Annotated in this window: 10 protein-coding genes and 1 pseudogene; 6 read left to right on the top strand and 5 right to left on the bottom strand. The window is 62.8% G+C overall.

The window, feature by feature from the left end; translation table 11 throughout:
* Positions 1 to 27: 27 nt before the first annotated feature.
* A pseudogene (locus tag KW846_RS19795) lies at positions 28 to 189 on the top strand (LysE family translocator); the annotation flags it as partial.
* A 211-nt stretch (positions 190 to 400) separates the two neighbouring features.
* Here KW846_RS19795 and KW846_RS19790 read toward each other — a convergent pair.
* The 5 genes from KW846_RS19790 to KW846_RS19770 form a co-directional block, all read right to left on the bottom strand.
* Positions 401 to 1,234, bottom strand: a complete 834-nt coding sequence (locus tag KW846_RS19790) for an AraC family transcriptional regulator (RefSeq protein WP_218484504.1) — start codon at positions 1,232 to 1,234, stop codon at positions 401 to 403.
* A gap of 33 nt (positions 1,235 to 1,267) precedes the next feature.
* Positions 1,268 to 1,771, bottom strand: coding sequence for a VOC family protein (locus tag KW846_RS19785; RefSeq protein ID WP_218484502.1), 504 nt, complete (start codon positions 1,769 to 1,771; stop codon positions 1,268 to 1,270).
* 103 nt (positions 1,772 to 1,874) lie between these two features.
* Complete coding sequence (locus tag KW846_RS19780) at positions 1,875 to 4,364, bottom strand: TonB-dependent siderophore receptor (protein ID WP_218484500.1); 2,490 nt, start codon at positions 4,362 to 4,364, stop codon at positions 1,875 to 1,877.
* A 99-nt stretch (positions 4,365 to 4,463) separates the two neighbouring features.
* On the bottom strand, positions 4,464 to 5,447 hold the full coding sequence (locus KW846_RS19775; RefSeq protein ID WP_218484498.1) for a FecR domain-containing protein: 984 nt from the start codon (positions 5,445 to 5,447) through the stop codon (positions 4,464 to 4,466).
* Positions 5,444 to 5,968: a sigma-70 family RNA polymerase sigma factor gene (locus KW846_RS19770; protein ID WP_218484496.1), complete on the bottom strand. Its 525-nt coding sequence runs from the start codon at positions 5,966 to 5,968 to the stop codon at positions 5,444 to 5,446. The genes KW846_RS19775 and KW846_RS19770 overlap by 4 nt, the downstream gene beginning before the upstream one ends.
* A 360-nt stretch (positions 5,969 to 6,328) precedes the next feature.
* On the opposite strand from KW846_RS19770, the gene KW846_RS19765 reads away from it, so the two are divergent.
* From KW846_RS19765 to KW846_RS19745, 5 genes are all read left to right on the top strand, one after another.
* Positions 6,329 to 7,483 carry an NnrS family protein gene (locus KW846_RS19765; RefSeq protein WP_218484494.1) on the top strand — a complete coding sequence of 385 codons (1,155 nt, stop codon included), beginning with the start codon at positions 6,329 to 6,331 and terminating at the stop codon, positions 7,481 to 7,483.
* Positions 7,484 to 7,655: 172 nt separating this feature from the next.
* On the top strand, positions 7,656 to 8,111 hold the full coding sequence (locus tag KW846_RS19760) for a (2Fe-2S)-binding protein (RefSeq protein WP_007976259.1): 456 nt from the start codon (positions 7,656 to 7,658) through the stop codon (positions 8,109 to 8,111).
* A gap of 7 nt (positions 8,112 to 8,118) precedes the next feature.
* A complete protein-coding gene (locus KW846_RS19755; RefSeq protein ID WP_218484492.1) occupies positions 8,119 to 10,287 on the top strand; it encodes a xanthine dehydrogenase family protein molybdopterin-binding subunit in 2,169 nt (722 codons plus the stop codon).
* Position 10,288: 1 nt separating this feature from the next.
* Positions 10,289 to 10,870, top strand: coding sequence for a hypothetical protein (locus KW846_RS19750; protein WP_218484490.1), 582 nt, complete (start codon positions 10,289 to 10,291; stop codon positions 10,868 to 10,870).
* Positions 10,871 to 10,944: 74 nt separating this feature from the next.
* Positions 10,945 to 11,526 carry a GGDEF domain-containing protein gene (locus tag KW846_RS19745; RefSeq protein ID WP_218484488.1) on the top strand — a complete coding sequence of 194 codons (582 nt, stop codon included), beginning with the start codon at positions 10,945 to 10,947 and terminating at the stop codon, positions 11,524 to 11,526.
* Positions 11,527 to 11,551 lie beyond the last annotated feature (25 nt).

Below are 11,551 nucleotides of genomic sequence, written 5' to 3'. Positions count from 1 at the left end.
GCGTAAAAACTGGCAATCAAGGTACTCGCCGCGATTTATCTGGTGATCTGCTATGCGTCGGTGGGTTGCTGGGCCTATGCCGGGACGTTTTTGCGCGGCTTCCTGAACAACCCGGTGGGGATGCGGTTGTTCAATCGGGTTATGGCGTTGTTGCTGGTGGTGATTGCGGTGTACCTGTTGCTGCCGTAATGGCAGCCACTGCAGGTTTTGTGGCGAGAGAGCACTTTGTGGCGAGGGGGCTGGTCGGAATGCCGCACCACCCCGTTCGGCGGCGAAGCCGTCGTAAAACCTGAATGCAAAGTATGTCTGAAAGAACGCCGGGGGCCGCTTCGCAGCCGAACGGGGGCAAGCCCCCTCGCCACAGATTTAACCCAACCACAGATCTAGGTAAACCTGGGTATCACCCCCGATACTGCCCCGGTGTCGCCGCCAAATGCTGTTTGAACGCCCGTTGAAAATGCGCCTGATCGGCGAACCCCGCTTCCAGTGCCACGTCCGCGATCAGCTTGCCGCTGCGCAATTGATCCCGGGCGAACTGGATGCGCCGGTTCACCAGGAATGCGTGGGGTGTCATGCCGTAATGCTGTTTGAAGGCGCGGATCAGGTAGGACGGTGACAATTGCGCGGCCTCGCAAATGTCTTCGAGCCTGAGGGTTTGGGTGCAGTGGTCGCGGATGTAATCGGCGGCACGCTCGAGCTTGAAGTTGGGTTCGCGCAGCGGCTGATCAACCGGGTTGAGTCGCAGCTGCACGTCAGTGAAAAACTCCACGGCCACACTGTGCTTGCGCAGGACATCCTGCTGCGGGTCGACCAACACTTCATACAACTGCGCGAGGCCGGCAAACAGGTTGGCATCGCGCGTATGGGTCGCTGAAAAGCGGCGGAACGCCGCGTCATCGCTGAACCCGAGCTGATGCTGCAAATCGGTCAGCCACGGCGTATCGACGTACAACATCAGGTACGACCAGGGTTGGTCTTCGATCGGGTTGCAGGCGTGGACGTCGCCGGGGTTCATCAGCACCACCGTGCCGGCGCTGACCTCGAAGGCTGACTGCTCGTGGAGATAGGTGCTGCGCCCGGCGGTGATCGCCCCGATGGAAAAGTGTTCGTGGGCGTGCCGGGTGTAGCAGACCTCGCGCCCGTCGGCGATGGCGCGGGCTTCGATGAAGGGCAGGGCGTCATCGCGCCAGAAGCGCGGGGCCTTGTCGGTGTTCTTGGCAACGGCGTGCTTCATGCTCACTCCTCGGCAGGTCAGCGTCCGAGTGTATTAGCTCTCGCCGTCAAAGGCTCGTTGCAGTGTGACGATATCGAGTTTTTTCATTTGCATCATCGCCTGCATGGCCCGCTGGGACTTTTTCGTGTCGGGGTCTTTGATCATGTCCATCATCGCGACGGGGACGATCTGCCACGACAGCCCGAACTTGTCCCTGAGCCAGCCACATTGCTGGGCCTCGGGCGCGCCACCGGCCGACAGGTTGCCCCAGTAATGGTCGACTTCTTCCTGGGTCAGGCAATTGACCTGAAACGAAACCGCCTCAGTGAACTTGAACAGGGGGCCGCCGTTGAGGCCGGTGAAACTCTGGCCGTCGAGCTCGAAACTGACGGTCATGACCGAGCCTTCGGGCCGCCCGTGGAATTCGAAACCGGCGCGGCCGTAATGGGTGATGGCGGTGATTTTCGAATGGTCGAAGATCGAACAATAGAACTTCGCCGCTGCTTCGGCCTGATCGTCGAACCACAGGCAGGGCGTGAGTTTTTGTACGCGTTGCATGGCGGGCACTCCTCGGCAGGTTATGCATGCAGGAATACAGCGTAGCCAGCCTGAGTGGGGTCGGCAGTACCGTAGATCGCCAAACAGCCGTTTCAGGACGCGATCAGAACGCCCACCGGGTGGTCAGTTGCACGGTGCGCGGTTCGCCATAAAACCCGGTGCCGAAGTTGCCCAGCCCGGTGTAGTAGGTTTTATCGAACAGGTTCTTCACGTTCAGCGTAGTGCTCAGGTGCTCGTTGAAGCGATAGCGCGCCATCGCGTCCACCAGGGTGTAGCCCGGTTGGGTGATCGTCGTGTACTGACCGAAGTTCACCGTATCGGCGGGGTCGGGGCGGAACACCTTGCCGAAGAATTCGCTTTGCCAGTTCACGCCGGCGCCGACGGTGAGCCTGTCCCACGCACCTGGCAGGCGGTAGGTGCTGAAGACCCGCACCAGCTGTTCCGGTGCGGTGGTTTGCAGCACCGAACCGTAGACGTAATCACCCTGGGCATCGCGGGTGTGGTTGTAGGTGTAGCCGGCCGACAGGTTCCAGCCGTCGCGCAACTCGCCGGCCAGTTCGAACTCGAAGCCCTGGGTGGTGGCGCCCTGGACGGCGCGGTACACCGACTCGGTATCAACGCCGCTGACATGTTCGGCGATGTTGTCCTGTTCGATGCGGTACAGGGCGAAGCTGGCGTTCAGGCGCCCGCCAAAGTATTCGGCCTTGATGCCCGCTTCAAGGCTTTTGCCTTGTACCGGATCGAGCAGTTGCCCGTTGGCGTCCTTGCTCATTTGCGGCTGATAGATGCTGGTGTAGCTGGTGTACACCGACCAGGTGTCGTCGAGATCATAGACAAGCCCGGCGTAAGGCGTGACGACACCGCTCTGGCGATAGCTGTCGCGCAGGTCGGCGCTGTGCGGGTCACTGTAGTCCAGATCGTCGTGTCCGCTGAAGTTGCTGACGCGCGCGCCGAGGATCAGCGCCAGGTCGTCGAAGGGTTTGAGCCGGGCGGCCAGGTAGGCGCCGGTCTGGCGCTGGACGATGTCGTTGGTGCCCACCCGCGGGATCTCGGGTTTGGCAAACTCGCCGCGCCAGTCGAAGAGGCTGCCGTCCACCGGCGGATACACTGAGCCGTACACCGGGATGTCCTGGCGCGTGTTCATCGACATGAACCCGGCGATCAGTTCGTGCTCGCGACCTGCCAGGGTGAACGGACCGCTCAGGTTGACGTCGATGTTGTCCTGCACCTGGTCGCCCTTGAACTTGCCCATGTACATGAACATGCCGTCACCGCTGACCGGGTCCGGGTTGCCGCCACTGGCGGAGGCGAGGAAGGTATCGTGCTGGCGGTGCTTGCGGTCGTAACTGACCTTGAATGCCCAGTCGTTGGCCAGTTGTTGCTGCACGGTGGCGAACAGCGTCTGGTTGGTGAAGTCGCGACGGCTCCAGTCGGTGGCCGGATTGAAGGAACGGGAGAAATCGGTGCGCGAGCCGTCGCTGTAGTACATCGGGAAACCGGTCCAGCTGGCACCCCGGGAGCGGGTGTCTTGCTGGTCGATACCGAGGGTGACGAGGGTGTCCGGGGTCAAGTCGGCTTCGACAATGCCGTAGGCGATGTTTCTGGTGTTGCGGTAGTGATCGATGTAGGCGCTGCGGTCCTGATAGACCCCGACCAGGCGCCCGCGGACATTTCCGTTGGCGCTCAGCGGACCGGATATATCGCCCTCGCTGCGATAGGTGTCCCAGGAGCCGACGGTGCCGCTGACCGAGGCTTTGAATGCCGGGGTCGGGCGCTTGCGAATCAGGTTGACGGTCGCCGAGGGATCACCCGCCCCGGTCATCAGGCCGGTCGCGCCCTTGATGATTTCGACGCGGTCATAGGGGGCCATGTCGGTGCTGGTGGTGCCGTAGTCGTAGACACCGTCGTAGTCGGTATTGACGCCGTCGTACTGGAAGTTGGTGATCGGCAGGCCACGACTGGAAAACTCCCAGCGCTCGCTGTCGTAGTTTTGCACGCTGATGCCGGGCGCGCGGCGCAGGGCGTCGACGATGCTGGTGGCGCCCTGGTCGTCCATGAGTTGGCGGGTGATGACCGTGACCGATTGCGGGGTCTCACGCAGGGACAGCGGCAGGCCGGTGGCTGAAGACGTCGAGCCGGCGGTGTAGGAACGGGAGTCTTCGCTGATGGTCCCGGGTGCCTGCCCGGAAATGTTGGTCGCCCCCAGTTCCAGCACATCTTGTGCCACGAGGGCGGCGTGCAGCACATACCCGCCGTTCCCCTGGCGTTGCGCTTGCAGACCGCTGTCTTGCAGCAGTCGTTGCAAGGCTTGCTGCTGGCTGTAGACACCGTTGAGCCCCGGGCTGCGTTTGCCGGCAGCGAGTTCATTGTGTCCGGCGAGAAAGATCCCGGCCTGTTCGGCAAAGCGGTTGAGAACGCTCACCAGCGATCCGCCAGCGATTGCGTAATGGCGTGTCTGGCTGCCGGATTGTTCGCTCTCGACCAGAGGGGCGGCTTGACTGCGCGACACATCCAGGCCCGGCAAGACCAGCGCCAGCGCCAGCACCAGCGGATGCAAGGCGAAGCACTGGCGAGTAAGGGGGGCGCGCGGCATGGAGTTCCCGGAAGTCGGATCAATCTGCATTCGTAGTGCTTGAAGGATTAACCGAGCGAAAAAGGCAAAAGGGAACCGACGCGCCGGAAAAAACGCTCATCAGGTTTTCGGGCCTACGTTGACCCACCACTCCAACGGCTTCTGCACCCGTACCGGCAATGCCGCTTCCAGCAGGCGCAAGGCCTGATCGGTGTCCTTGAGCGGGAACGCGCCCATGACCGGTAGCCCGGCCACCGCCGGGTCACATCCCAGATGCCCGGGACGATAGCGGCTCAGTTCTTCGAGCAACTGCCCCAGCGGCAGGTTGTCCGCCAGCAACAGGCCGTGGCGCCAGGCTTCGCGGCCGGCCGACGCAGCGGTCGGTGCCGGCGTATGGTCTTGTGTAAAACACAGCTGCTGTCCGGCCTTGACCACCTGCACCTGACCCTGGGTGGTGCGGACTTCAACCGCGCCTTCGTAGACATTCAACAGCGTTTGCCGGTCTTCCTGGCGCACGCTGAAACGCGTACCTAGCGCGCGCAGGCGGCCCTCGACGCTTTGCACCAGCAGCGGGCGACTGGTGTCGCTGGCGGTGGCGATCAACACCTCTCCGGCCTGCAACAGCAGTAACCGTTGTGCGGTGTCGAAACGTACATTCACCGCACTGAGAGCGTTGAGCCAGATCCGGCTGCCATCGCTGAGCCGGGCTTCCCGGGTTTCGCCGGTGCCGGTGGAGAGGTCGGCGGTCCATCGGGCCAGTGTCAGCGGCAGGGCGCTTTGCCGCCATGCGCTCCAGCCGAGCCAACTGCCCGACACCAGGACCAGCAGGCTCTTGACCGTCTGGCGGCGGCTGATGGAAGCGCGCCCGCTGTTGCGTAATACGTGGCCGGCCGCTTGTTGATGATTGTCCTGTAGCGCGGCAAAGCGCTGACTCACGCGCTCGACATAGTGCCACGCGGCCTGATGCTCGCCGCTTTGCGCCAGCCAGGCTTGCCAATGCTCGCGTTCCTGCTCGCTGGCGTGGTGATCGTTGAGTTGCACGTACCAACTGGCCGCCTGTTCGAGGCTGGCGTGGCTGATGGCGTTGGCGGCGGCGCGGGTCATTGAATCAGCAGGCCGTCGAGTTCGGCTTCGAGCATTGCGCAATGCATCAGCGCCTGGGCCAGGTACTTTTTCACCATGCGCTCGCTCACGCCGATTTCTTCGGCAATGTTTCGGTAGGGCAGCCCATGCACCTGCGCCAGAACGAACGCATCGCGCACCCGTTGGGGCAAGCGCTGTAGCATGGCATCCACTTCGTACAGGGTTTCGACGATGATCGCCCGCTGCTCTGGTGAAGGCTGGACGGCCTGGGGCTGCGCGGCCAGGGTCTCGAGCCAGGCCTGTTCCAGCTGGCGACGACGCCAATGGTCAATGCACAGGCCTCGGGCGATGGTCGCCAGATAAGAGCGTTCGTGGGTTTCCCCGTCAAACACCTGCGGACGATTGAGCACCCGAATGAAGGTGTCATGGGCCAGGTCTGCGGCATCGAACGCATTGTTCAAGCGTCGGCGCAGCAACTCGTGCAGCCAGTGGTGGTGGTTGGCGTAGAGGTTCTGGGCGCAGGAGGAATCGGCAACCGTCATCGTGAGCACATGTCCAAGGGCGATCGGCACGCCTATGCAAATAAGAATTGATCGCGATTAAAGCAAAAGGCCTGTGACTGTGCAAATGATATTGGTTTGCTTTTATCAGGTTTGACCCGGGTTAGAATGAGTTTGCGGTCGATATGACTCGTGTGTGAGTCATAATGACTATTTTTTCTATGAGTCAAATTGACTGCGATAGTCTGAGGTTATTGATTTACAAAGACATTTATCGTTGGCACGAAACATGATGCAGGTTGCGTATAACTGAACGCCTTCAGGAAAACGCAAAATGTCCGACTTCTTAAGCAACCTTCATCGATATTGCCAGAGCCCAAGCCTGCTCCAGGTGGTGGCTTGATGCGTAAGCTTGGCGCTGCAGCGCTTTTCAGTGTTGGTTTTCGCCCGTTCTTTCTGGCCGGAGCCGGGTTCGCCACCCTCGCCGTGGCGGTCTGGGCAGTTTGGCTGTACGGCCGTTTACCCCAAGCGCACCCCCTTGGCGGCATGCTGGCCTGGCATCGACATGAAATGCCCTTCGGATTTGCCGCGGCCATCATTGCCGGGTTCCTCCTGACCGCGGTGCCGAACTGGACAGGTTGGCCGGGGCTCAAGGGCTGGCCGCTGATCGGCCTGGTGCTGGTGTGGCTGCTGGCGCGACTGGCCTGGTGGCTGCCGATGCCTGCGTTCTTGCTGCTGGCCTTGCAGGTACCTTTTCTGCCGCTGCTGGCGTGGGCGTTGGGGCGCGACCTGGTGGCCGCGGGCAAGCGCGAGAATTATCCGATTCTGTTGATGGTGTCGCTGCTGGCCGGGTGTCAGGCGTTGACGTTGCTGGGGATTGCCATTGATGACGGCAACCTGCAGCGGCATGGCGTGCTGGCTGCCCTGTGGCTGGTCGGTGCGCTGATGAGCGTGATTGGCGGGCGGGTGATTCCGTTCTTTATCCAGCGCGGCTTGAACCGCCCGGCAACGGCTGTGGCCCATCCGTTGCCGGGCAAGGTGCTGCTGGTCAGCGCGATGCTGGCGGCGCTGTCCTTTGCCGCCGGATTGAATGACGTCCCCCGTGTGTGGCTGGCACTGCTGTTTGCGTTGATCAGCGTTTTGCACCTGCTGCGCCTGTGGCGCTGGCATGACCGCGGCCTGTGGCGCGTGCCGCTGCTGTGGTCGCTGTACCTGGCTTACGCCTGGCTCGCCGTGGCGACACTGGCCATGGCGCTGTGGCACCTGGGCTGGCTGGCGCAACAAAGCCTGGCCACCCACGCGCTGGCCGTCGGCGGTATCGGCGGGTTGGTTCTGGCGATGATCGCGCGGGTCAGCCTGGGACATACCGGGCGTTTGCTGCAGCCGTCCGGGGCGATCGTTGCGGGGTTTGTCCTGGTGTTGCTGGCGGGTGCGTGCCGGGTAGGGCTGGTGCCTTTTTCCAGTCTCGGATTGGCGCTGTCGGCGCTGTTGTGGTGTAGCGCTTTTGCGCTGTTTGTCTGGCGCTACACCGGCATTTTATTGGGGCCAAGGCTCTAGCGAAGGGTTCCAGGGCCGCCCATTGAGGCGGCCTTTGCATGACCGGTGGTCGATGCACCGAGGTCTGGCGGCAAATCTGCGCTTAGCTGAAGGGATAACCCGAGGCGCGCGCAGGTTGTACAAAACTGCAGCGACGCCCCTTCAGATCACCGTGAGTCTGAGGAACCGCGCCATGCTCACCCTGAACATCAATGGCCAGGATCAGGAGCTGGATGTCCCCGCCGACATGCCGTTGCTCTGGGTCTTGCGCGATGTCGCCCACCTCACCGGCACCAAGTTCGGTTGCGGCATGGCCCAATGTGGCGCCTGCACGGTGCACGTCGACGGCGCGCCGCTACGCGCCTGCATCACACCGGCCACCGCCGTCGCCCATGGACAAAAGATTCTCACCATCGAGGGCCTGTCGGCGGACGGCTCGCATCCGGTGCAACAGGCCTGGGCGGAGCTCGACGTGGTCCAGTGCGGTTACTGCCAGTCCGGGCAGATCATGTCGGCGGCGGCGCTGCTGGCGAAAATTCCCAAACCGACCGACAGCGACATCGATCAGGCGCTGTCCGGCAACATCTGCCGCTGCGGCACTTACCCGCGGATTCGCGCGGCGGTCAAGCGCGCCGCCGAGCTGGGTTGAGGTGGCCATGAACAGCACCAACGCGTTATCGCGCCGGGGTTTTCTCAAGGGCAGTGCTGTGCTGGGTGGTGGGCTGGTGGTGGCGTTTGTCATACCCGGCACCCACCGGTTCGCCATGGGTGCGGAAAATCAGGGCAAGGTGTTTGCGCCCAACGCTTTCCTGCGTATTGGCAATGACAACAGCGTCACCGTGTTGCTCGGCCATTCGGAAATGGGCCAGGGCATCTGGACTGGCCTGACCATGCTCATTGCCGAGGAACTGGACGCCGACTGGTCGAAGATCCGCGTCGAGCATTCCCCGGCATCGGCCGCCGATTACGGCATGCCGGGGTTTGGCGGGATGCAGATCACCGGCGGCTCGACCTCGACCTGGATGGAATTCGATCGCTATCGTCAGGCCGGCGCGGCGGCACGCTTGATGTTGATCGATGCCGCGGCCAAGCGTTTCAACGTTGCTCCCTCCGAAATTCATACAGAGTCGGGCGTGGTGGTTGCCGGTGAGCATCGTGCCACCTACGGCGAGTTGGCCGATGACGCCGGACAGCTGCCACCGCCGGACCCGGCCTCGATCAAACTCAAGGACGCGAAAGACTGGCGACTGATCGGTAAACCCACCCAGCGTCTGGACACACCGGAGAAAATCACCGGCCGGGCCAAATTCGGCATGGACGTGCAATTCGAGGGGCTGATGACGGCGATGGTCGCCCGTTCGCCCACCTTCGGCGGCAGCGTCAAATCCTTTGAAGGCGCCGAGGCGCTGGCGATTCCCGGCGTGCACAAAGTGGTGCAAGTGCCGACGGGCATTGCGGTGATTGCCGATCATTACTGGGCGGCGAAGCTGGGGCGCGATGCGCTGAAAGTCGAGTGGAACCCGGGGCCGAACGCGGGGCTCAATAGCCAGGCGCTGCTGGAAAGCTTCCGCAAACTCGCCGCCACCCCTGGCCTGAACGCCGGTCAGGCGGGCGATACCCAGGCTGCGCTGGCGAAAGCGGCCAAGACCATCGACGCCGAATACAGTGTGCCTTATCTGGCCCACGCGCCGATGGAACCGCTCAACTGCACCGTGAGCATCAGCAAGGACAAGTGCGAAATCTGGACCGGCACCCAGTTCCAGACCCTGGACCAGATGGTCGCCGGGCAAATCACCGGGCTCAAACCCGAACAGGTCGAAATCCATACCGAGTTTCTCGGCGGCGGCTTCGGGCGCCGGGCCAATCCGACCTCGGACTTCGTCAGCGAAGCGGTGCATGTCGCCAAGGCCGCCGGTATGCCGGTGAAAACCGTATGGGCGCGGGAGGACGACATCCGCGGCGGTTATTACCGTTCGGCGTTCCTGCACCATGCGCGTATCGGGCTGGGCGCCGACGGTCTGCCGCTGGCCTGGAAGCACGTGATGGTCGGGCAGTCGATCATGGCCGGGACCTCGCTTGAAGCGAGCATGGTCAAGGACGGGATCGACAAGACCTCGGTCGAAGGCGTGGCAGACAGCCCCTACATCGGAGGGCTGGCCAATCACCAGATCGAACTGCACTCGCCGAAAACCGGGATCAGCGTGCTGTGGCTGCGTTCGGTGGGACACACCCACACCGCGTTTGTCATGGAGTCGCTGATCGATGAGCTGGCCACGGCGGCCGGCAAGGACCCGGTGGAGTACCGGCGCACCTTGCTCAAGGACCATCCGCGCCACCTCGGTGTGTTGAACCTGGCGGTGGAGAAGGCCAACTGGAAGGCGCCGCTGCCCGATGGTCATGCCCTGGGTGTGGCGGTGCATGAATCCTTCGGCAGCTACGTGGCCCAGGTGGCCGAGGTGTCCGAGGATAATCTCGCGATCCGCGTGCACCGGGTGGTGTGTGCGGTGGATTGCGGCATTGCGGTCAATCCGCAGAGCATCGCTGCGCAGATGGAGTCGTGCATCACCTTTGGCCTGAGCTTCGCCTTGCACAGCAAGCTGACGCTCAAGGACGGGCAGGTGGTGCAGTCCAACTATCACGACTATCAGGTGCTGCGGCTCAACGAAATGCCGGTGGTCGAAGTGCATATCGTGCCCAGCAATGAGAAACCCGGCGGTATCGGCGAAACCGGTGTGCCACCCACGGCGCCGGCGGTGGCCAACGCGGTGTTTGCCCTGACCGGGCAGCGCCTGCGCGAGCTGCCCTTGCAGCTGTCGGGGGTGTGAGATGAAACGTCATCACTGGTTGCTTGGGGCGGTGATCCTGGTCTGTCTCATCGCCTATGCATCGCACGTGTTCGCCGATGACCGCGAGGCCTTGCAGGCATTCGACACCGTGCAGAAGGTCTTCCAGAGCCCGCGTTGCCAGAACTGCCACATTCCCGGGGATTCGCCGCTGCAATTCGATGCCGGCGTGCCTCACGCCATGAATGTGGTTCGCGGCATGGACGGCAAGGGCGCGGCCGGGTTGCCCTGTGCAACCTGCCATGCGCAAAGCAATCCACCGGCCAGTTATGGTCCTCATGCGCCGCCCGGGGCGCCACACTGGAGCCTGCCGCCGGCAGCGCAGCGGATGGCCTGGATCGGCCTGCCGGCCGACCGGCTGTGCGCGATGATCAAGGATCGCGCCAGCAACGGCGACCGGGATTTCGCCGCGCTGATCAAGCACGTCAGCGACGACAAGCTGGTGCTGTGGGGCTGGAACCCGGGCGGCAATCGCGCGCCGGTGCCGGTGCCGCACGACCTCTTCGTCAGCCAATTCAAACGCTGGGCCGATGCAGGAGGGCCGTGCCCGGTGACGGGTAGCTGACCAACGGCGCGCTTGCAGGGAGTCAATGCGGGTATGGGCGACTCTAACGTGCATACCTGCAATGGGAGTGAACGATGTTGATCTCAGGCAAAACGGGCAAATCGGGCCGTTCCGCGAGCCCGTTGCTCACGCCACAGCAAGAACGGGAGCGGCTGCGTGAAATGGCGCGCCAGGCCGAGCGAGAGCTGGCAGGCGTGCAAATGGCAAGCATGGACGAGCTGACGCTGCTGTCCAATCGCCATGGCTTCACCGCGCTGGCCCGGCTCGGGCTGGAGGCTTGCCGGGCACTGGAGACGCCGGCGACGCTGCTGTACTTCTCCCTCGATGAGTTCAAACGCATCAGCTATCTGTATGGCCGGGCCAAAGGTGACGATGCGCTCAAAACCTTCGCCGATGTCCTGCGTATCGGCTTTCGAGAAAACGATGTGGTCGGCCGGCTCGAAGGCGACCGCTTCGTGGCGCTGCTGACCGGGTCTGGCAGCGTTGAGATTGCAGCGATCAAGGCACGACTCAATGAGATACTCGATGAGCGCAACGCCACGGCGCATCGCAGTTATGACATTCACTTCAGCGTTGTGCAGGTCGAATATGACCCGGTTGTGCATGGCTCGATCGAGGAACTGCTGGAGGAGGCTGAAAGTGTGATGAGCCGTTAGAGCTGTGTTGTGTTGGCGGGCCTCT

Origin of the sequence: Pseudomonas sp. PDM32 (genome assembly GCF_019219225.1) — a bacterium.
Taxonomy (GTDB): domain Bacteria; phylum Pseudomonadota; class Gammaproteobacteria; order Pseudomonadales; family Pseudomonadaceae; genus Aquipseudomonas; species Aquipseudomonas laurylsulfatiphila.
The sequence above is the reverse complement of the archived record's forward strand: the minus strand, read 5'-3'. Positions and strand labels throughout refer to the sequence as shown.

What these genes read in the sequence shown, in the direction of transcription:
- KW846_RS19765 (WP_218484494.1), top strand. Translation starts at nt 6,329, where the DNA reads ATGCGTAAGCTTGGCGCTGCAGCGCTTTTCAGTGTTGGTTTTCGCCCG.
- KW846_RS19770 (WP_218484496.1), bottom strand. Translation starts at nt 5,968, where the DNA reads ATGACGGTTGCCGATTCCTCCTGCGCCCAGAACCTCTACGCCAACCAC.
- KW846_RS19745 (WP_218484488.1), top strand. Translation starts at nt 10,945, where the DNA reads ATGTTGATCTCAGGCAAAACGGGCAAATCGGGCCGTTCCGCGAGCCCG.
- KW846_RS19785 (WP_218484502.1), bottom strand. Translation starts at nt 1,771, where the DNA reads ATGCAACGCGTACAAAAACTCACGCCCTGCCTGTGGTTCGACGATCAG.
- KW846_RS19760 (WP_007976259.1), top strand. Translation starts at nt 7,656, where the DNA reads ATGCTCACCCTGAACATCAATGGCCAGGATCAGGAGCTGGATGTCCCC.
- KW846_RS19750 (WP_218484490.1), top strand. Translation starts at nt 10,289, where the DNA reads ATGAAACGTCATCACTGGTTGCTTGGGGCGGTGATCCTGGTCTGTCTC.
- KW846_RS19775 (WP_218484498.1), bottom strand. Translation starts at nt 5,447, where the DNA reads ATGACCCGCGCCGCCGCCAACGCCATCAGCCACGCCAGCCTCGAACAG.
- KW846_RS19755 (WP_218484492.1), top strand. Translation starts at nt 8,119, where the DNA reads ATGAACAGCACCAACGCGTTATCGCGCCGGGGTTTTCTCAAGGGCAGT.
- KW846_RS19790 (WP_218484504.1), bottom strand. Translation starts at nt 1,234, where the DNA reads ATGAAGCACGCCGTTGCCAAGAACACCGACAAGGCCCCGCGCTTCTGG.
- KW846_RS19780 (WP_218484500.1), bottom strand. Translation starts at nt 4,364, where the DNA reads ATGCCGCGCGCCCCCCTTACTCGCCAGTGCTTCGCCTTGCATCCGCTG.